The organism is Thiorhodococcus fuscus, assembly GCF_042682685.1.
GTDB lineage: Bacteria > Pseudomonadota > Gammaproteobacteria > Chromatiales > Chromatiaceae > Imhoffiella > Imhoffiella fuscus.
The window spans coordinates 45,098-65,803 of the sequence record NZ_JBHUHX010000062.1 but is presented as its reverse complement, the minus strand read 5'-3'; the positions used below and the strand labels follow the sequence as shown (position 1 = coordinate 65,803).

Annotated in this window: 17 protein-coding genes; 12 read left to right on the top strand and 5 right to left on the bottom strand. The window is 64.4% G+C overall.

The window, feature by feature from the left end; translation table 11 throughout:
* Nucleotides 1–19 precede the first annotated feature (19 nt).
* Genes pqqC through pqqE form a run of 3 tightly spaced genes read left to right on the top strand, consistent with a single transcriptional unit; the run spans nucleotide 20 to nucleotide 2,188 of the window.
* Entirely contained in the window at nucleotides 20–754 is a 735-nt protein-coding gene (gene pqqC / locus ACFSJC_RS19495) for a pyrroloquinoline-quinone synthase PqqC (RefSeq protein WP_386028906.1), read from the top strand.
* Nucleotides 751–1,035, top strand: coding sequence for a pyrroloquinoline quinone biosynthesis peptide chaperone PqqD (gene pqqD / locus ACFSJC_RS19490; RefSeq protein WP_386028904.1), 285 nt, complete (start codon nucleotides 751–753; stop codon nucleotides 1,033–1,035). The genes pqqC and pqqD overlap by 4 nt, the downstream gene beginning before the upstream one ends.
* On the top strand, nucleotides 1,004–2,188 hold the full coding sequence (gene pqqE, locus ACFSJC_RS19485) for a pyrroloquinoline quinone biosynthesis protein PqqE (RefSeq protein ID WP_386028902.1): 1,185 nt from the start codon (nucleotides 1,004–1,006) through the stop codon (nucleotides 2,186–2,188). Before pqqD ends, pqqE begins: the two co-directional genes overlap by 32 nt.
* On the opposite strand, the gene ACFSJC_RS19480 is transcribed toward pqqE, so the two are convergent.
* From ACFSJC_RS19480 to pip, 4 genes are all read right to left on the bottom strand, one after another.
* Nucleotides 2,178–3,131, bottom strand: coding sequence for an AEC family transporter (locus ACFSJC_RS19480; RefSeq protein WP_386028900.1), 954 nt, complete (start codon nucleotides 3,129–3,131; stop codon nucleotides 2,178–2,180). The two genes, pqqE and ACFSJC_RS19480, sit on opposite strands and share 11 nt — an antisense overlap.
* Nucleotides 3,132–3,235: 104 nt before the next feature.
* A complete protein-coding gene (locus tag ACFSJC_RS19475; RefSeq protein WP_386028898.1) occupies nucleotides 3,236–5,002 on the bottom strand; it encodes a hypothetical protein in 1,767 nt (588 codons plus the stop codon).
* 83 nt (nucleotides 5,003–5,085) lie between these two features.
* Nucleotides 5,086–6,831 carry a chloride channel protein gene (locus ACFSJC_RS19470; protein ID WP_386028896.1) on the bottom strand — a complete coding sequence of 582 codons (1,746 nt, stop codon included), beginning with the start codon at nucleotides 6,829–6,831 and terminating at the stop codon, nucleotides 5,086–5,088.
* Between the two features lie 170 nt (nucleotides 6,832–7,001).
* On the bottom strand, nucleotides 7,002–7,988 hold the full coding sequence (gene pip / locus ACFSJC_RS19465; RefSeq protein WP_386028894.1) for a prolyl aminopeptidase: 987 nt from the start codon (nucleotides 7,986–7,988) through the stop codon (nucleotides 7,002–7,004).
* 603 nt (nucleotides 7,989–8,591) lie between these two features.
* On the opposite strand from pip, the gene ACFSJC_RS19460 reads away from it, so the two are divergent.
* From ACFSJC_RS19460 to ACFSJC_RS19430, 7 genes are all read left to right on the top strand, one after another.
* Nucleotides 8,592–10,547 carry a methanol/ethanol family PQQ-dependent dehydrogenase gene (locus ACFSJC_RS19460; RefSeq protein ID WP_386028892.1) on the top strand — a complete coding sequence of 652 codons (1,956 nt, stop codon included), beginning with the start codon at nucleotides 8,592–8,594 and terminating at the stop codon, nucleotides 10,545–10,547.
* A gap of 71 nt (nucleotides 10,548–10,618) precedes the next feature.
* Nucleotides 10,619–11,098 carry a cytochrome c family protein gene (locus tag ACFSJC_RS19455; protein ID WP_386028890.1) on the top strand — a complete coding sequence of 160 codons (480 nt, stop codon included), beginning with the start codon at nucleotides 10,619–10,621 and terminating at the stop codon, nucleotides 11,096–11,098.
* Nucleotides 11,076–11,921, top strand: coding sequence for a substrate-binding domain-containing protein (locus ACFSJC_RS19450; RefSeq protein ID WP_386028888.1), 846 nt, complete (start codon nucleotides 11,076–11,078; stop codon nucleotides 11,919–11,921). The genes ACFSJC_RS19455 and ACFSJC_RS19450 overlap by 23 nt, the downstream gene beginning before the upstream one ends.
* Before the next feature lie 3 nt (nucleotides 11,922–11,924).
* Nucleotides 11,925–12,542 (top strand): PQQ-dependent catabolism-associated CXXCW motif protein, encoded by a 618-nt coding sequence (locus ACFSJC_RS19445; RefSeq protein WP_386028886.1) that lies wholly within the window; start codon nucleotides 11,925–11,927, stop codon nucleotides 12,540–12,542.
* 71 nt (nucleotides 12,543–12,613) lie between these two features.
* A complete protein-coding gene (locus ACFSJC_RS19440) occupies nucleotides 12,614–13,846 on the top strand; it encodes a phosphatase PAP2 family protein (RefSeq protein WP_386028884.1) in 1,233 nt (410 codons plus the stop codon).
* A gap of 19 nt (nucleotides 13,847–13,865) precedes the next feature.
* Entirely contained in the window at nucleotides 13,866–15,683 is a 1,818-nt protein-coding gene (asnB, locus tag ACFSJC_RS19435; protein ID WP_386028882.1) for an asparagine synthase (glutamine-hydrolyzing), read from the top strand.
* Between the two features lie 176 nt (nucleotides 15,684–15,859).
* Nucleotides 15,860–16,483, top strand: a complete 624-nt coding sequence (locus ACFSJC_RS19430) for a toll/interleukin-1 receptor domain-containing protein (RefSeq protein ID WP_386028880.1) — start codon at nucleotides 15,860–15,862, stop codon at nucleotides 16,481–16,483.
* Nucleotides 16,484–16,578: 95 nt separating this feature from the next.
* Here the strand turns inward: ACFSJC_RS19430 and ACFSJC_RS19425 are convergent, their stop codons facing one another.
* Nucleotides 16,579–18,150, bottom strand: coding sequence for a methyl-accepting chemotaxis protein (locus ACFSJC_RS19425; RefSeq protein ID WP_386028878.1), 1,572 nt, complete (start codon nucleotides 18,148–18,150; stop codon nucleotides 16,579–16,581).
* A 485-nt stretch (nucleotides 18,151–18,635) separates the two neighbouring features.
* Between ACFSJC_RS19425 and ACFSJC_RS19420 the strand changes: the two genes are divergently transcribed.
* Together ACFSJC_RS19420 and ACFSJC_RS19415 are read left to right on the top strand one after the other, a co-directional pair.
* Nucleotides 18,636–19,859, top strand: coding sequence for a quaternary amine ABC transporter ATP-binding protein (locus ACFSJC_RS19420; protein ID WP_386028876.1), 1,224 nt, complete (start codon nucleotides 18,636–18,638; stop codon nucleotides 19,857–19,859).
* A complete protein-coding gene (locus tag ACFSJC_RS19415) occupies nucleotides 19,856–20,701 on the top strand; it encodes an ABC transporter permease (protein ID WP_386028874.1) in 846 nt (281 codons plus the stop codon). Before ACFSJC_RS19420 ends, ACFSJC_RS19415 begins: the two co-directional genes overlap by 4 nt.
* Nucleotides 20,702–20,706 lie beyond the last annotated feature (5 nt).

Here is a 20,706-nt window from a genome sequence, read left to right as displayed (position 1 = left end):
CATCGCACCGAGGAGTCTTATGGAGCACGACACACAGCCCTGGTCCCGCGCCGAGTTCGAACGGAAGCTGCGCGAGAAGGAGCGCTACTACCACATCCATCACGAGCTGCATCAGCTGATGCACAGCGGCCAGGTGGACAAGCCGGTGATCCAGGGGTGGGTCGCCAACCGTTTCTACTATCAGACATCCATCCCGCTCAAGGATGCCGCCATCCTGTCCAACTGTCCGAATCCCCAGGTACGCCGACATTGGATCCAGCGCATCATCGACCACGACGGCACCCCAGACGAGGACGGCGGGATCGAGGCTTGGCTGCAACTGGGCGAGGCGGTCGGTCTGTCGCGCGAGGATCTGTGGAGCCAGAAGCACCTGCTGCCCGGCGTCAAGTTCGCGGTCGACGCCTATGTCGACTTCGCCCGGCGCCAGCCCTGGGAGGTCGCCGCCAGCTCCTCGCTGACCGAACTGTTCGCCCCGACCATCCATCAGTCCAGACTGGATAGCTGGCCGGCGCACTATCCCTGGATCGAGCCCCAGGGTTATGCCTACTTCCGCAAGCGGCTGAGCGAGGCGCGCCGCGACGTCGAGCACGGACTCGCCATCACCCTGGACTACTACCGCACCCGCGAGCAGCAGGAACGCATGCTGGAAGTGCTGCAGTTCAAGCTGGACGTCCTCTGGACCATGCTCGACTGCATCTGGATGGCCTATATCGCCAAGCGTCCGCCCTACCACAACCTGGGAGGGCGGCCATGAGCACCGAGATCGAGCCGGGGCGCATCCCGCGCATCACCCGGCAGTTCCGGCTCCAGTGGGAAGAGGCCCAGGGCTGTCACGTACTCCTCTACCCAGAGGGCATGGTGAAACTCAACGGCCCGGCCGGCGAGATCCTCAAGCGCTGCGACGGCGAGCGTTCGATCGACGGCATCGTCGCCGACCTCGAAACCCAGTTCGCCGAGGCCCCCAATCTGCGCGACGACGTCTACACCTTCCTGAGTACCGCCCATGACAACCAATGGATCCAATTCGACGCCTAAGCCGCTCTGGCTGCTGGCCGAGCTGACCTATCGCTGTCCGCTCCAGTGTCCCTACTGCTCCAATCCGCTGGACATGGCCAAATACGCGGACGAGCTTTCGACCGAGGACTGGTTCCGGGTGTTTCGGGAGGCGCGCGCCATGGGAGCCGTCCAGCTCGGGCTCTCGGGCGGCGAGGCCCTGGTGCGCAAGGACCTGGAGGAACTGATCGCCGAGGCGCACCGGCTCGGCTTCTACACCAACCTGCTGACCTCCGGCGTCGGCATGGACGAGCGTCGCATCCGCGCCTTCAAGGAGGCGGGGCTCGACCACATCCAGATCAGCTTCCAGGCCAGCGGGGCCGAGCTGAACGACTTCATCGCCGGCAACGACACCTTCCAGCACAAGCTGGAGATGGCCCGACTGGTGAAGCAGTACGACTACCCCATGGTGCTCTGCTTCGTCCTCCATCGGCACAACACGGGCGAGGTCGCCCAGATCCTCGACATGGCGCACGCGCTGCAGGCGGACTATGTCGAGCTGGCGACCACCCAGTATTACGGCTGGGCCATGCTCAACCGCGACCAACTCCTGCCGACGCGCGAGCAGGTGCGGCAGGCCGAGGCCGTCGCCCATGAATACCAGGAACGGCTCAAGGGTCAGATGAAGATCTTCTACGTGGTCCCGGACTATCACGAGGAGCGCCCCAAGGCCTGCATGAGCGGCTGGGGCTCCATCTTCCTCACCGTCGCCCCGGACGGCACCGCCCTGCCCTGTCACGCCGCCGGTTCGCTGCCGGAACTGAGCTTTCCCAACGTCCGCGATCACGACCTCGACTGGATCTGGAACGACTCGCCCGACTTCAACCGTTTTCGCGGCTACGGCTGGATGAAGGAGCCCTGCCGTTCCTGCGACGAGAAGACCAAGGATTACAGCGGCTGTCGCTGCCAGGCCTATCTGCTCACCGGCGATGCCGCCAACGCCGACCCGGTCTGTTCCAAGTCGCCGCACCACGCGGAACTGCGCCGTCAGGTCCAGAGCGCGACCGAGCAGACCGCCCAGCCGGAGACCCCGCTCATCTTCCGCAACATGCGCAACTCCAAGCGCCACATGGGTCTGCTGGAGACCGGCGCCGCACCAACCAGGCACGTCGACCGAACGATCGTTACCGGATGACCCCGAACGTATGGAGCAGGGTAATACCCAGGCTGGTGAAGACGATGGAACCGATGGTGCTCAGCACGATGATGTTGGCTGCGAGCGCGGCGTTGCCGCCCATGGCGCGCGCCATCACATAGCTGGCGGCAGCGGTCGGCGCCGATGACATGAGGAAGAGGATGCCGAGTTCCATGCCCCGCAATCCAACCAGATAACCCATCCCGGTCACCACCAGCGGCGTGACGACCACCTTGCCGAAGGCGCCGATGAGGGCGTTGCGCGAATCCAGGTGCAGCGCCCGCAGGCTCATGGATCCGCCGGTGCAGAGCAGGGCGAGCGGCAGGGTCATCTGGGCGAAATACTCGCCCGTCTGCAGCAGCAGATCCGGCAGCCGCACCTCGAAATAGGCGAAGGGCAACGCCGAGAGGATGGCGATGATCAGCGGATTGCGGGCAATGTCCTTGAGGATGGGCACGAGCGACCGATGCTCGCTGAGCGAGCGGTTGAGCGTGACGACCGCGAGCACGTTGAAGAAGAGCGTGACCACGCCGAGATAGAGCGCGGCCGTCGCCATCGCCACGTCACCATAGGCGTTGACGCAATAGGCCAATCCCACGATGCCCATGTTGGCGCGAAAGGCGCCCTGCACCACCACGCCCCGATCCCGTCGCGGCTCCACCGTCGCCGCCGCGACCAGTTCGAAAAGCAGATAGCTCGCCAGCGTCCCCATCAAACCCACCGCCAGCAAGCGCAGATTCGCCGCCTGGGTGTAATGCGTCTGACTGATGGTGATGAAGAGCAGGATCGGCAGGGTCACGTTGAAGACCAGCCTGGACCCGACATCGGCGAAGGCGTCCGTCAGCAGACCGCGCCGCGTGAGCCAGACCCCCAGCGCGAGGACGAGCATGATGGGGCCTGTGACGGAGAGCGCGAAATCGAGATTGGAAAGCAAGCTGTGCATCGAGAGGAGTCTTTATCGAGTCGGGCGGACATACTGCCCGCCCCGCGCAGGGAGATCCAGAGCGCCGCCGCAAAGCGGCCGGCTTGGCGAACCGGCGTGACCGATCAGGGCAGCGTCAGGCGGCAATCGGGATCCGACCCGACGAGCAGCGCCTTTGCATACGACGACCCGGCCGGTAGAAACCCCTCGAAGCCGGACAGCGCCGCAGCCCCGCCGACGGCGCGCTCGACGTCCGGGCGCGGCCGACCGGTCAGGGCATAGCCGAGAATCCGACGGTCACGGCCGACGAGCAGGACGGACCTCGGAACCGACGTGTCGTGTCGCGCATAGATCCAACCCGAGAAGCGGAGATAGCGCGCATCGCCGTCGACCGGAGCGATCCCGTCCAGATGTCCGAGACAGACGCGCCCCGGAACCTCGCCGATGCGGGTGCCGAGCCGGGCACCCGCGTCCGCGAGCAGTGGATCGCCGAACGCCGACCAACCGTGCGCGATCGCCGGACGCGCCAAGGCCAGCGCCATATCGACCTCCGGAAAGGTCGCGGTAATCCGCGCCGAATCCTGAACGCCCAGTTCCAATGCCAGCGCGGTGATCGAGCGTGAAAAGTTCTGCTCCTCGTGCGACGTCGGTGCCCAGAGATCCGACGCATACTGCAGGAAGATCCTGTCGTCATGCGTCTGCAATGCAAGAAATTGGAAGGGCGTCAGCAAGAGCAGAAGCGCCAACGCGGCCCCGACCATGATCGGACGCAGACGCCGATCGTCGAGTCGGTGAGCGAACCGAGCGGCGAAGGCGATCAGCAAGGCCGACCAGGCCATCAGGACTGGAGTCATATAGCGGCTTGGCAGATAAGGCCGATCCTCAAAGAAATGGATGCGACCTGCGGAGGTGATGAGCGCCGTTCCGATCACATAGGCGACGAAGGCGAGTAGCGCCAGTTCGAGCGCATGCTGGCGCGGATCGCGCAGCGATCGGACCGCCAGAAACAGCGCGCTCAGGACCACGAACAGCCCGACGACCAGGGCGAGCCCGGAGTGGCGCATGCCAAGCAGATGGTAGATCGGTCCGCCCAGGTAGATGAGCGTGTGATTCGCCAGCAGGACGGGATGCTCGATCAGGGCGGCGAACAGCGAGGAGTGCTGTCCGCCGGGCGTGTGGTAGCCGAGCAGATAGAGTCCGGCCATGAGGATCGACACCGCGACGAGCGCGCCGACCCGGACCCGGCCGGCGCCATAGATCCAGGCCAGGACGGCGAAGGCGGGAAGCGCCAGGATACCGTTCGCCATGGTGCCCACGCTGAGGATGCCGGCGAGAACGGCGGCGATGAACGGGCCGTCGCCGAACGGCGAGACGCGACGCGCACGATAGAGCGCATAGAACCCGAGCAGCGGAAAGAGCTGTGCGCCGAAAAACTGGCTCTGGTAGTCCCAGGTGAAGTTCTCCATCTGCAGCCACGAAAAGCTCAGCGCGCAGATCAGGCAGGCGAGGATCAGTCGCATGCCAGACGATTTGCCAACGGGGACGGCATCCGCGAGCGCGCGCAGAAAGAGCAGACAGATCGCGCTCGCCATGGCGTAGTTGATCGCCACCAGAAAGACCATGGAGCCGTCGAAGAGCCGGATGTCCAGCCACTGCAGAACGCGGGTGAGCAGGATGCGATGCTCGTTGTGCAGCGCCCACCAGGCGGACAGATCGCCGGTGGAGACCTTCTCGACGAACTGGTAGATGCCCCAGGAATCCCAGAAGGGGGTCGGCGTGTAGCTCCGAAAGCCGCCGATCACCGCCAGGGAGACGAAGAGCACCGCCAGGGCGAGAAAGGGCCAGGTGAGGTAAGGCGGCCGAAGGTCGCGCGATAAGACAAGCATAGGCATCGGGGTGATCCAGCACGGGGAAATCGGGAATCGGTGGCAACGCGCGGATGAAGCAGCCCTGGTGAACAGGTATCCAGCGCGGGTCAGTAACGATAGGCCGACTCGATCCGGCCCTTGGTCAGAACGCCGTAGATATGATCGATACCAGGGGCGATCGGGCGCTGGACATAGAGCGCCTCCACGCCCCGCGCCCGCAGGATGTCGAGCGCCTCTTTGAGCGTCGCCTGCAGATGGACCGGTGCCAGTTCGAGCCGCTCGGCCGGAATCGCGAGCAGATCGATCTCCTGCGCCTCCGGGTCATGGGCGAGATGGCTGGCGATGGCGATCCCCGGCATCAGCAGCGAAGGCCCCCTGGCCGTCTCGATGATGATCCATTCAGGTCCCTCCCCCATCAGGCGCTCCGCCGCAGCACGGGTCATGAGAGCTGGCTGACGTCTGAAATTGGTATTCATCGCCCCGCCCACCGCGCTGCGCCGCAGCAGCTCGACCACCGGATTGGCGCGGTAATCCAGCCCGTTGGCCCGCAGCACGCCGAGAAAGAGCGAATTCTTGCGGAACAGCTGACTGGTCGTGACGACCGCCAGAATGATCGCCAGCATCCCCGGCATCATGACGCCGGGGCTGTGCGCCAATTCCACGATGGCGGTCAGGGCGGCCAGCGGCGCCTGCAGGCTCGCGCCCATCATCGCCCCCATGCCGAGCAGGGCATAGTAGCTGGCATGGCTCGCATCGATGGGCACCCATAGACCGGCCAGACCCGCCACCAGATTGCCGATCACCGCCCCCATGAACAGCGCCGGACCGATGGTTCCACCCGGAATGCCGAACCCCACGCTGGTCGAGGTCGCAATCAGCTTGACCAGCAGCAGGACCAGCAGAAACGCCCAGGGCAACTGACCGGCCAGCAGGCTGTGCAGGGTGTCGTAACCCAGCCCCATCACCTCCGGAACCAGCATTCCGCACAGTCCAGCGGTCAACCCGGCGAGAACGATTCGCCAGAAATAGGGGAACCGCTTGCCGAATCGCGCACAGCTCTGCAACGCCTGGATGTAGGCGGCGGACAGTGCGCCCGCAGCCAGCCCCAGCACCGCCACCGGCAGCAGATCGGAGAGCGAGGTCAACAGAAAGGGATGCACCTGAAAGACGGGCGCACTGCCGAACACGGCGACCGACACTGCGTTGGCGCTGACTGCGGCCAGGATGATGGGGATGAAACCGGCGATGCTGTATTCCAGCGCCAGCACCTCGAGCGCGAAGATGACGCCGGCCAGCGGTGTGTTGAACGAAGCCGCGATCCCGGCGGCCGTGCCGCAGGCGGCCATGTTGCGGATACTGTTGTTGGGCAGGGCGAGCCCCTGTCCGATCAGACTGCCGCTGGCCGCGCCCAGATAGACGTGCGGTCCTTCGCGCCCGACCGAGTGGCCGCTGACGATCGCGATCGCCGCCCCGACGAACTGGAGCACCAGCCCGCGCGCGGTGAGATGACCCTGGTGATATTCCATGCGCTCCATGACGCGCGCCACGCCGAGCACCGGGATCCCCTGGGCGAAGCGAACGAAGATCACTCCGATGGCCAGCGCCCCGACCAGGGGCAGCAGTAGCCGCATCCAGAGCGACAACGCCTCGTAGTTCTCGCCATGCAGCGGCAGCATGACCGCCTGGAACCCTTCGACCGAGAGCCGGAAACCGACGATCAGAACCCCGGTCGCCAATCCCGCAATCAGCCCCAGCAGGGCATGCCAGAGGAGCGCATCCGGCCGCGAGAGACGCAGCCGAAGCGCCTCCAGATCCAGGCGCGGCCGATGGCGGAGAAATCTGCGAAACAGCATGGCGCGCCATCTTGCGGACCAAACGGGCACTTGGCAACCACCCCCGGCCCACTCAAACACCCACGACGCCCGCATTCACCGCCGCGCCAACCGGCGAAGGACACCTCAGATTGCGCTCGCACCCCGTCCGAATGACGGGCGTGACGTGCGTCGAAACACTGCAGCGGCGGTCAGCAACCGTCCGGCAGACCGCGCAGGCGATCGGTCTCCTCGATCAGCGCGTCGAGGATCGCCGCATCCCAGGCCAGGTGTCCGGCGTCTGCGAGCAGGCGCAGCCGTGAACCGGGAACGGCGCGATGGAGCGACCAGGCGCCCTCCGGGGGACAGACCAGGTCGCGCTGCCCCTGCACCATGACCAGCGGACAATCCGGGAGCTGCCGGGCACGCATCAGGATCTCGTCCTCGGCCAGAAAATAACGATGGAACGCATAGTGGATCTCGATCCGGGCCTTCGCCAGTGCGGCGGTGTCCGGTTCCCCAGTCGCCGGTTCCCCAGTCGCAGGGACATCCCGGTCCGAGAGCCACGAGGGAATCGCGCTCAGCAGACGCTCGCCCCAGACCGTCCAGGCACGCGCCGCAGCGGCCGCCATCCTCGGATCCTCGCCGTTCACGCGCCCCTGATAGCGCTCGATCAGCCGCTCCCAATCCGTCTCTCCGACGCAGTCGCAAAGGGACTGCCAGTCGTCGGGAAAGAAGCGCGCGGCACCCGACTCGCCGAAGAACCAGGCCAGATCGCGACGACGCGCCAGAAAGACCCCGCGCAGTACGAGTGCGGACAGCCGCTCCGGATGGGTCTGCGCATAGACCACCGCCAAGGTCGCGCCCCAGGAACCGCCGAACAGGACCCAGCGATCGATACCCAACGCACGCCGCACCAACTCCAGATCGGCGATCAGATCGGAGGTTCGATTGGCGACGAGCCCTCCGAGCGGAACGGATCGTCCGCAGCCGCGCTGATCGATGAGCACGATTCGATAGTGCTCGGGATCGAAGAGGCGCCGATGCTCGGGCGAACACCCCGAGCCGGGACCTCCATGCAGAAAGACGAGCGGTCGGCCGTCTGGCCGACCGCACTCCTCGACATAGAGCAGATGACCGCCACCGACCGCCAGATGATGCGTCCGAAAGGGCTCGATCGGAGGATAGAGTGAAGGCATCGAACCACCTCGCCTGAGTTGTGACCGAGGAATGGGTTGTGACAGAAGTCCCTCTCGATGATTCCCTGAAACGGTTCACGGAATCGAGGAGCGCGTCTGTAACGGGCGGACTGTCCCTCGCCTGACACATGACGGGCAGCTCAGGTACAGAAAATCGCAAGCGCGTCGCCCCTTTAAACGCTCGCAACCCAACAGCGCCCCGTCCCATCAGAAACCGCGTCGGCGAACACGCAGGTTCGCCGCAACGGCAGCTCGGCCACCCTACTGCCGGAGCGGCGCGGCAGACCCAAACAAGTCCAGTCACCTGACGTCTCCACGCCCTGCATCTCCCCCCGCAGACGCCGCGAACACAGTATCGGCGCCTCACGCCGGCATGTGGCACCCACTGGCATAGGGTTTGCTGATGGGGGTTGCCAGCATTTGCGAAATCGAGGCGACAACAGAGCGCAGAAGCAGAACTCAGGCAACGTCGCGTGCTGGCGGACATCCCTCCGGCACACCGAGTGAGTCCGCTTCATGAGCTGCGGGGCAAGCAGGCAACGAGCATGACGTGCCTGTTCCTCGGGCTCATCTTCATAGTCCATCGAGGAGGTTCCGAGAACGATGCCAACCCCAAAGAACTCATTGCTGATCGCCTGCGCATCCGCCGCGCTCGCCTTCAGCGCTAACAGCTTTTCGAACGAAGAGCTCTTGGAACTGCAGCAGGACCCGAATCTCTGGGTCATGCAGAACGGCGACTACGCCAGCACCCGATACAGCGAACTCGATCAGATCAACGCCGACAACGTCAAGAATCTGCGTGTCGCCTGGACCTTCTCGACCGGGGTGCTGCGCGGTCACGAGGGCGGTCCGCTGGTGATCGGGGATGTCATGTACATCCACACCCCCTTCCCCAACAAGGTGTTCGCACTCGACCTCAACAACGAAGGGAAGGTGATCTGGAAATACGAGCCGCGCCAGGACACCAGCGTCATCCCGGTGATGTGTTGCGACACGGTCAACCGTGGCGTGGCCTACGGGGACGGCAAGATCTTCCTCTACCAGGCCGACACCACACTGGTCGCGCTCGATGCCAAGACCGGCGAGAAGATCTGGTCGGTGGTCAACGGCGATCCCTCCAAGGGAGGCACCGGCACCTCGGCCCCCATGGTGGTCAAGGACAAGGTCTATGTCGGCATCAGTGGCGGCGAATTCGGCGTGCGCGGCTATCTGACCGCCTACGACACCAAGACCGGCGAGCAGGTCTGGCGCGCCTATTCGATGGGTCCTGACGCAGACACCCTGATCGACCCCGAACAGACCACCCATCTCGGCAAACCGGTCGGCAAGGACTCGGGCATCTCCACCTGGGAAGGCGATCAGTGGAAGATCGGCGGCGGCACCACCTGGGGCTGGTATTCCTACGATCCCGAGCTGAACCTCATCTATTACGGCACGGGTAACCCGAGCACCTGGAACCCCTCGCAGCGTCCAGGCGACAACCGCTGGTCCATGACTATCTTCGCGCGCGACGCCGACACGGGCGTCGCCAAATGGCTGTTCCAGATGACCCCGCACGACGAATGGGACTACGACGGCGTCAACGAGATGATCCTGGTCGACCTCCCCTTCCCCGGCTCGGCTGCGGGCTCGGCCGCACAGACGACGACGGCAACGGCGGACACGACGGAGGCCAAACCTGACGCGGGCTTCAAATGGCGCTCGCTCATCCCAGGCAAGCCGGCGGCTGCCGATTCGACCGTGGCACAGCCTGCAGCGGCCGAGGAACCCGCAAGCAATGTCCGCAAGCTCCTGGTCCACATGGACCGCAACGGCTTCGGCTACACGCTCGACCGCGTCACGGGCGAGCTGCTGGTCGCGGAGAAGTTCGACCCCGCCGTGAACTGGGCGACCCATATCGACATGGAAACCGGACGTCCGCAGGTCGTCTCCAAGTATTCCACCGACCAGAACGGCGAGGACGTCAACACCACCGGCGTCTGTCCCGCCGCCCTCGGCACCAAGGATCAGCAGCCCTCTTCCTTCTCGCCACGCACCGGACTCTTCTACGTGCCGACCAATCACGTCTGCATGGACTACGAGCCCTTCCAGATCTCCTACGCAGCCGGCCAACCCTACGTCGGCGCTACGGTCAGCATGTATCCGGCGCCGGGCGGCACCAATCTGGGCAACTTCATCGCCTGGGACGCGCAGGAGGGCAAGATCGTCTGGTCCATCCCGGAGCAGTTCTCGGTGTGGAGCGGCGCGCTCGCGACGGCCGGAGACGTGGTCTTCTACGGCACCCTGGAGGGTTACCTCAAGGCGGTCGACGCCAAGACGGGCAAGGAGCTGTACCGCTTCAAGACGCCCTCCGGGATCATCGGCAACGTCAACACCTACACCCACAAGGGTAAGCAGTACATCGCCGTTCTATCGGGTCTCGGCGGCTGGGCCGGCATCGGCATGGCGGCGGGTCTGACCGAACCGAACGCCGGTCTCGGCGCGGTCGGCGCCTACGCCTCGCTCAGCGACTACTCGCAGTTGGGCGGACAGTTGACCGTCTTCGAACTGCCCGACTGATCCCGACCGGGCACGCGGACACCCCGGGTCCGCGTGCCCCATCGCAACGCCCACCGAACACGAGAGACGCCATGCTCAACAGCAAGCCACTCGGTCCGCACCTGCTCGCGACCACCCTGCTGATCGGAACCGCCCTGCCCGGATTCGCCGCCACCGCAGCGGACGACTACCTCAGTTTCAAGTTCTCGCCCGAGACCCCCTATTATTTTGAGAACGGCAAGGTCGACTTCGGCACCTACAACGGATTCCGCCGTTATCACTCGGAGTGCCACGTCTGTCATGGCCCGGCGGGACTGGGCAGCTCCTACGCCCCCGCGCTGATGAAATCGATGCAGGTCCTGACCTTCAACCAGTTCGTCGACGTGGTCATCCACGGACGCACCGGACTCGACGAACGCGTCATGCCCTCCTTCGCCTCGAACATGAACGTGCTGCCCTACATCAGCGACATCTACGCCTATCTCAAGGCGCGCGCCGACGGGGTCATCGGCACGGCCAGACCGGATAAATTCCCCAAGGTTACGAAAAATGCCCAAGCCGCGACGAACTAAAGGGGCGCTGATCGCCCTCTGTCTCCTGACGTTCGGCGGCAGCGGCGCGGCCCTGGCGGAACAGGGCCATGAGGCGCGCAGCGGTCGCTACCTGACCGTCTGCGCGGATCCCAATAGCCTGCCCTTCTCCAACGACCGAGGCGAGGGCTTCGAGAACCGGATTGCCGAGCTGATCGCTCAGGATCTCGGGCGTCCCATCCACTATCGCTGGTGGCCGCAGACCATCGGATTCGTCCGCAACACGCTGCGCACCCGACTCTGCGACCTGATCACCGGGATCAGCTCGGTCAGCGAACTGGTACAGAACACCAATCCCTATTACCGATCGGTCTACAGCCTCGTCTACCGTGCCGATTCGAACCTGAAGCTCAAGACCCTCACGGCGGGAGACCCGACCCTGTCCGGTCTGCGGATCGGCGTGGTAGCCGGCACGCCACCGGTCACGCTGCTGACCCGTTTCGGCCTGCTCGACCACATCCACTCCTACGAGCGCACGGTCGACACCCGTCTCTATGCCCCGGCCCGCGACGCCGTGCGGGACGTGGCTCGGGGCGAGACGGATCTCGCCATCATCTGGGGTCCCATCGCCGGCTATTACGCCGAGCGCCAGGAGACTCCGCTGACCCTGATGCCACTGCCGGCCCAGATCGACGGCGTCCCCATGGCCTTCAACGTCTCCATGGGCATCCGGCATCGCGAAACGACCTGGAAGCACCAGCTCAACCAGACGCTCGACCATCTGCAACCCCAGATCCAGGAGATTCTGCTGAGCTATGGCGTACCGCTTTTGGACCAATCCGACCGTCCGATCCAGGCCGACTGAGTCATGCGCCGAGCACCGAAACGCATGGGCCTCGGGCTCTGTGCACTGCTGCTGACCGCAACGACCTTGGCCGATCCAGGCGGCCAGGACAATCCGAGCACCCAGGAGCTCTTCGACGCGGACGGATACCGCATCGCCCGATTCCAGGCCCCGGTTCCCGAGACACCACCCGGCGCCACGCGGCTCACCACGGAAGCGGCCGCGCGGATGCTCTCGACCGGCCAGGCGGTTGCGATCGACGTCCTGCCGAGCCCCGAGCGTCCCGCGAATCTGCCGAAAGGCGCACTCTGGCTGCCGCCGCCCCACGTCAACATTCCGGGCTCCATCTGGCTCGCCAACGTCGGCTACGGTCGACTCTCGCCGCGCCTGGAGACCTATTTCAGAGACCAGCTCGACCGTCTCGCCGAGGAAAATCCCGACCGGGCACTCATCTTCTACTGCAAGGCGGACTGCTGGATGTCTTGGAACGCCGCCAAGCGGGCCGCCGCTTACGGCTATCGGCAGGTACACTGGTATCCACGCGGCACCGACGGCTGGACCGCGCTCGGTCTACCGCTCAGACCCAGCCAGCCCGTTCCATTGGATCCACCCCCACCCAAAGGCAATCGCCCGCTCGAATAGGCATCGATTGAGATCGGCGGCACGAATCGTTACCCTCACGCCTCCCTGAATCCGCCCGCAGAGCACACCAGGTGCAAACCACCTCAACCAATCGCCGTTACTGGCTCCCGCAGCTCATTGCCCTGACTCTGCTCGCCCTGGTCGGAACCCTGCCATTCTGGCTGAGCGACCTGGACACCCGCACTGCGGCGCTCTTCTTCCATCCGAACGCAAACGACCCCTGGCCCGAATCGCACCAAGACATCTGGCTGTTCTTCTATCAGATCGCGCCCTTGCTGGTCGGTCTGGTGGCCCTGGTCAGCCTGGCGGTGCTGGGCGCCGGCAGTCTCTGGCCGCGCTACAGACGGTTCCGGCTCTATGCCGTGTTTTTGATCGCAACCGCCGTGATCGGACCCGGGCTCATCGTCAACGGCCTGCTCAAGGAGCATTGGGGCCGGCCACGCCCGCACCAGACGGTCGAATTCGGCGGCACCCAGCAGTATCTGCCACCGCTGGTCATGGGAGAGGCCGGAAAAGGCAAATCCTTCCCCTGCGGGCACAGCTCGGCCGGCTTTTTGTTCAGCGCCTTCTTCATCATCTGGCTGAGACGCCGGCCACGCCTCGCCGCCCTGGCGCTGGCGGGATCCGTCGCCTTGGGGATCATGCTCGGGGTCGGACGCATGACGGCCGGCGACCATTTCCTCTCGGACATCATCTGGTCGGCGGTCATCGTCCACGGCACCTCGCTCCTGCTCTATTACGGTCTGTTGCGCATCCCCCAACGCGAGGACGCCGAAGACGCCGCACCGAAGACGCCGAGCGTCCAGCAGGACAGTCCGATCCGACGTCATCCAATCGCGATTGGAACCGCCTATGGCGTGACCGCCATCGGCCTGCTCGCCGGAGTGCTGCTGTCGACTCCGGTTCATCAGAACCGTTCGCAGAGGGTCGTGCCGGGCGACTACGACCCGCCACCACGCACGCTGCGGCTGATCGCCGACACGGCACAGGTCCAGATCACCTGGCACAACTGGTCGGACCATTCGGCGCTCATCCTGCTGAAGGGACGCGGATTCGGTCTGCCGGGCACGCAGGTGGACGATCGGATGACCGAGAAGGACGGCGTTCTGACCTTCGAGGTCGAACACCAGGGCGTCTTCACCGAAAAGGACACCAGCCTGATCGTCGGCCTGGTGGCGAAGGACTGGGACCGCGTCGAGGTCGAAACGGAGGTCGGCGATATCCGCATCTATCCGCCACCCCCAGGCGCCCCCAGGCTCGACCTACAGACCAGGAACGGGCAAATCAAACGCGATGCCGACTGATTTCAAGGGGAACTGAGCCATGTGCGGCATCGCCGGATTCATCCTGCGCGACGGGCGACGCCCGGAGCCCGAGACGCTCGCCCTCATGTGCGAACGTCTATCCCATCGCGGACCCGACGATCAGGGCATGCATTGCGCCGGCCCGGTCGGGCTGGCCCAGACGCGGCTCTCCATCATCGGTCTCGCCACCGGGCACCAACCCATGGTCTCCGCCGATGGGCAACTCGCGCTCGCCGCCAACGGCGAGGTCTACAACTACATCGAGCTGAACGCCGAGCTGCGCGCCCAGGGGAGAACGCTCCAAACCGACTCGGACTCAGAGACCATCCTGCACGCCTATGCGGTGCATGGACTCGGATTCCTACCCCGGCTGCGCGGCATGTACGCCTTCGCCCTGCACGACGCCGAACGCGACCGGCTCATCCTCGGACGCGACCGGCTCGGCATCAAGCCGCTCTTCTACGTGCGCCTGCCCGACCGCATCGCCTTCGCCTCCGAGATCAAGGCGTTGCTGCCGCTGCTGCCGGGGCGTCCCCAACTGGTCCCGAGCGCCCTGCGCCAGTTCCTGCAGAACCAGTTCGCAAGCGGCGAGCAGACGCCGATCGCGGGCATCGAGCGCGTGCTCCCAGGCGAGGCGCTGGTGATCGACGCCGAGCTGCGGATCGAGCGCCATCGCTACTGGTCCGCGCTCGACGTGACCCCGCGCACCATCGGGTTCGAGGAGGCCCGTGCCGAGCTCGACGCCCTGATGCACGATACGATGCGCGAGCACATGCGCGCCGACGTCCCCTTCGGGCTCTTTCTCTCCGGCGGTGTCGATTCGGCGGTCCTCGCCGCCATGCTCCATGAGCAGGGCGCAGGCCGGATCAAAAGCTTCTCGGTCGGCTATCGCGGCACGCGCATGGCCCACGAGCTGGACGAGGCCGCACGGGTTGCCGAGCATTTCGGATTCGATCACCAGCCGCTGGAGCTGGAGCTAGACCAGGTCTTCGGGCGTATTCCCCACAGCGTCTGGTGCGCCGACGAGCTGATGCGCGACTATGCCTGCCTGCCGACCTCCATCCTGGCCGAAACCGCCGGCCGCGAACTCAAGGTGGTGTTCTCCGGCGAGGGCGGCGACGAGGTCTTCGCCGGCTATGGCCGCTATCGTCCGCCGCCGGCCGAGCGCTGGATCAAATCCATCATCCATCCCGGCAGCGGCGGATTCCGTACCCGTGGGCAATGGTCGGGGCACTGGACGAAGGCGCTCCTCGGCCCCGAGCTACGGGCGGTTGAGACGCCCGACCGTGCGCCCTTCCTGCGCGCCTGGCGCGAGACCCCGAAGCACTGGTCCGACATGCAGCGCCGTCAATACAGCGACCTGGTCACAGCCCTGCCCGACAATCTACTGGTCAAAACCGACCGGATGCTGATGGGATTCGCGCTGGAGGGACGGGTGCCGTTCCTGGATCACCGCATCGTCGAATTCGGCCTTTCCCTGCCGGACGCACTCAAGGTGCGGGAACACCAGGGCAAATGGCTGCTCAAGCGCTGGGCCGAGCCGCGCCTGCCGCCGGGTCATCTGGACCGTCGCAAGCGCGGCTTCCACGTCCCGGTCGGCGACTGGCTCACCGCAGATGCCGCGGCCCAGGTCGGCGCGCGCCTGATGAACAGCCAAGGCGTGCGCGACTGGTTCCGCACCGAGTCGATCCCCGCGCTGGTCGCAGCACGTCAACGCGGGCGCGGCGGCAGCCGAGAACTCTTCGGACTCATGCAGTTCGCCATCTGGCACCGGCTCTTCATCGAACAACCGGGCGCCCGCCCCACCCCGGACGAAGATCCGTTGGACTGGATCTGAGACGCTGAAGCAGCCGCGTCCTCTTAAATTCACCCAATACAAACAGAGCGGATCGCTTTGCGCTTCATGGCGAATGAGAGATGAGAGGCCAAAAGCCGGCATCGGACAGGTATAATGCGCGCACCGACGCACTTGACTCAACACGCTGAATTTCCAGGAAAGCCAATCATAACCATATGAAAAAGAGCAAGCCGCTAAAGGCGATCGACTCGATCATCATGCTTATGATCTTGATGGCGTTCTTCTATGCGGCACTCGTTTTTCTTTCCGGAACCGATTACGCAAACCTCATCCAAGGCGTTCTAGGAATACTGGCCGCATTGATCGGGCTGATCATTCTATCGGCATTCTCCGACATGAAAGTCAAGAAAAGGCCTCGCAAGGTATTCATCCTCTATTCCGAAGAAGACCTGGACTTTGTTTCAAAACTATACAAAGCACTCAAGGTGACGCCGTACAGGATTCTTTGGGACAGAAAGGAAATCAAGGTCGGAGATAACATCATGGAAACGCTGGAGCGCATACTGAATGAAAGCGACGACGTCATATTCGTCGTCTCCAAACACAGCGCGGAGTCAGATGAGTCCAAGATGTCGCTGGAAAAGGCCCGAAACCAGAACAAGCGAATCCTTCCGGTCTTGATCGATGACTCAGAGCTTCCGGAAGAGATCCAAGAGATCATGTTCGCCGATTTCAGAGAATCCTTCGACGATGGCTATTTCAGCCTCCGGGACGCGCTCAAGACCACCAGTCAGCAGAACAAACAGGTCGCACCACCAAGCCGCAAGGCGGCATCCTAATGCGGCTCCCGCACATCCCTGACGTTCCACCGAGATTCTGTCCCATTCGATCAGGCCCTGCGTCCGAGAAATAGCCCGGACGAAGGGCACCCGACTCAGACCTTATATTGACTCACCAGCCCCATCAGTCGACCGGCCAGGTCCTCCAGATGGCCCGTCGCACCCACCACATCATCCGTGCTCTGCAGGGTCTGGATCGAGAGCCCGCGAATGCTCTCGATGTTGCGGTTCATCTCCTCGACCACGGCGCTCTGCTCCTCCGCAGCCGCCGCGATCTGGGCGTTCATGTCGTTGATACGCTCCACCGAATGTGAGATGGAATCGAGCGAACGGTCGGTCTCGTTAGCCGTCTCGACGCTCTGATCGGCCTGTTCGCGGCCCCGTTGCATGGTAGCCACGGCAGTGCGCGCGCCCTCTTGCAACCGCGAGATCATCCCCTGGATCTCCTGGGTCGATTCCTGGGTGCGTTGAGCCAACGCCCGTACCTCATCGGCGACCACGGCGAAACCGCGTCCCTGCTCTCCGGCGCGGGCTGCCTCAATAGCCGCATTGAGCGCAAGCAGATTGGTCTGGCCGGCGATGCCGCGAATGACGTCGAGGATCTTGCCGATGTTCTCCGAATCGGCCTCCAACCGCGCGATGGTCTCGGCCGCCTCGCCGACCTGCTCGGCCAGCTGATGGATCCCCGTCATGCTGGCCTGCACGACCATCCGCCCCTCGCGTGCATTGCGGCTCGCTTGATCGGCTGCGCCGGCTGCGGCCGCCGTGTTGCCCGCGACCTCGGTCACCGTCGCGGACATCTCGTTCATGGCGGTGGCCACCATGTCCGTTTCCTGATGCTGACCTTCCATGAGATGGTGGGTGGAATTGGTCGCGTGGGCCAGTTGTTCGGCCGCCGAGGCCACCCCCGCCGCCGACTCCTGGATGTGCCCCATGACCGTCGCCAGACGCGACTGGAGCATCTTGATCGCCTGCAGCACCTCGGCCGTCTCGTTATTGCCCGAGACATGGATCGGAGAGGTGAGATCGCCAGCGGCGATCCGTTTGGCCACGCGCACGCTCTCTTCGATATGTTTGAAGATGGTCGCGGCACTGATCTGCGCCAACACGAGGCCCAACAGTAGCGCGCCCAGACCGACCCAAACGCTGCCCGACCAGCCGGCGGCGACGGCACCCGATCCGACCATGATGAAGGCGGCCGTCAGCCAGACACGATGGCTGAACTCGGGCACCAAGGGACGGGGCAGGTCTTCGAGCTTCTTGTCGCGCACCTTCGCATAGAGCCGCTCGGCGGCCTCGATCTGCGCGCGCGTCGGCTTGGTGCGCACCGATTGGAAACCGACCAGGGTCTCGCCCTCGTGGACCGGGGTGACATAGGCATCCACCCAGTAATGGTCACCGTTCTTGCAGCGATTCTTGACGAGGCCGCGCCAGGGCTTGCCGTTCTTGACCGTACTCCAGAGATCCTTGAAGGCCGCAGGCGGCATGTCGGGATGGCGAACGACGTTGTGACTTGCGCCGATCAACTCGCTCTCATCGAAACCGCTGATCTCGATGAAGGGTTTGTTGCAGTAGGTAATGATTCCCTTCGTGTTCGTAGTGGACACAATAACCAGCGAATCGGGGTAGTCGTTTTCGCGGTTAGTGACCGGCAAATTGAGCTTCATGGATGGGCCTTGGTTCAGGGAGATGATGGGAAGGCGGGGATCCTTTCCGCCAAGGCGTGAAAAACCGCGCATTTTATCCCAAGGTCGCGGTGAACATGGAAATAAAAGCGGCTCGCATGCCTCGTCCGCCACCAAGCGACGGAAGACGAACGCACGCCGTCGGCACCCGATCCACAGCGAAGCGGGTCGTCTTTATAAAGCGGGATTCTGGGGAAAAGCGGGGATCTTCGATCGCAACCGCCAACGCCAGCGCCTTGCGATCTCGTTCACGCCCCGTTAAGGTTAAAAAGAGAGTGTCTGGCGCGCTGCACCCCGCTGCCCCCGACACACCTTTTAATTCATTCCGATGCCCGCCGGATCTCCGGGGCTCTCCCGCCGGTCGATCGGAATACGCCGCCGTCCTGGCTGCAAATCAATCTGTGGACGCTCGACACCGCAAGAGCGCACCACGCGACCGAATTCTTCCGCAAGAAATCGTTGGGGTCATGTCCGAAATACAATCCGTAAAGATCGCCGTTCGCGGCTTGACCAAAATCTTCGGCGATGCGCCCGAAGATGCCCTAGACCTCTTACACAAGGGCGAAACCAAGCAAACTATCTTCGAGCGCACCGGACAGACGGTCGGTGTGGCCGATGCCAACTTCGACGTCTACGAGGGCGAGATCCTGGTGATCATGGGGCTCTCGGGGAGCGGCAAATCGAGCCTGATCCGCTGTCTCAACCGGCTCAACGAACCGACTTCGGGCGAAATCCTGATCGACGGCCAGGACATCGTCGGACTGAAACACCGCGATCTGCTCCAGGTGCGACGTCGTAAGTTCGGCATGGTGTTCCAACATTTCGCGCTTTTTCCCCACCGCACGATCCAGCAGAACGTCGAGTACGGCCTGGAGATCCAGGGCGTCGCCTCCGAGGAACGCGCGGAGAAGGCGCTGGCCGCCCTGAGCCAAGTCGGACTGGAGAGCTGGGTCGATTCCTATCCCGACCAACTCTCCGGCGGCATGCAACAGCGCGTCGGGCTCGCCCGAGCACTGGCGGTCGAACCGGACGTGCTGCTGATGGACGAGGCGTTCTCGGCGCTGGACCCGCTGATCCGCCGCGATATGCAGCAAGAGCTGATCGCGCTGCAGAGCCGAATGCGCAAGACCATCGTCTTCATCACGCACGATCTCGACGAGGCGCTCTTTCTCGGCAATCGCATCATCCTCATGAAAGACGCCCGCATCGAGCAGGCCGGCACCGCAGAGGACATCCTCTCCAGCCCCGCGACCGCCTATGTCGAGCGTTTCGTCGCCGAGGTCGACAAGACCAAGTTGCTGACGGCCGGCGCCGTGATGCGCAAGACGCGCACGGTCGCCTTCGTCAACGACGGTCCGCGCACCGTGCTGCGCAAGATGGAGGACGAGGATCTGAATCTGTTGTTCGTCGTCGAGCCCGACTTCACGCTACGCGGGGTCGTGCGCGACGATGCCGCGCTCAAGGCGGTGCAGCGCGGTGAACGCGGGATCCAGGAGATCATCGAAACCGGCGTCGAGCCGGTCGGGCTGGAGACCCCGATACGCGAACTCTTCGCCCCACTCTCCGAGAGCAGCATGCCGGCACCGGTCGTCGACGACGCGGGCAAGCTCAAGGGGATGGTGGTCCGCGCCTCGCTCCTGCAAGGGTTGGCCGACCAGAGCAGCACCGCGACCATTGAGGAGGCGGCATGATCGACATCCCACGCCTACCGCTCGCCGACTGGATCGACGACGGACTCGATGCGCTGACCGACCAGTTCGCGCCCGCCACCAAGCTGATCTCCGATGTCGTGGAGACCGGGATCGAGGGCGCGGTCGACGGCCTCATGTGGCTGCCGCCCTGGTTGACCATCCTGCTCGTCAGTGCGCTCGCCTGGCGTCTGGCCGGACGGCAGACGGCGCTGCTGTCGCTGTTCGGATTCGCCCTGCTGTGGAATCTCGGCCTCTGGGAGCCGACCCTCCAGACCCTGGTTCTGGTCCTCATCGCGACCCTGGTGGCGGTGGCCGTCGGCGCTCCCTTGGGCATTCTCGCGGCCATCTCGGGCGGGGTCTATCGGGTGCTGTTCCCGATCCTCGATTTCATGCAGACGATGCCCGCCTTCGTCTATCTGATTCCGGCCATCCCCTTCTTCGGCCTGGGGCCGGTGGCGGCGGTCTTCTCGACCGTCATCTTCGCCATGCCTCCGGCGATCCGGCTCACCACGCTCGGAATCCGGCAGGTGCCGGCCGACCTGGTCGAGGCGGCCGACGCATTCGGCTCGACCAAGTGGCAGAAGCTGGTGAAGGTCCAGCTTCCGCTCGCGATCCCGACCATCATGGCCGGCATCAACCAGACCATCATGCTTGCGCTCTCGATGGTCGTGATCGCGGCCATGATCGGTGCAGAGGGTCTCGGCGGCGAGGTCTGGCGCGCGATCCAGCGCAACGAGGCCGGTATGGGATTCGAGGCCGGCATCGCCGTGGTGGTGCTCGCCATGGTCCTGGATCGCATCACCCAGGGCATCATCCGCAACCGCCGCAGCCCCACGAGCTGAGCCCC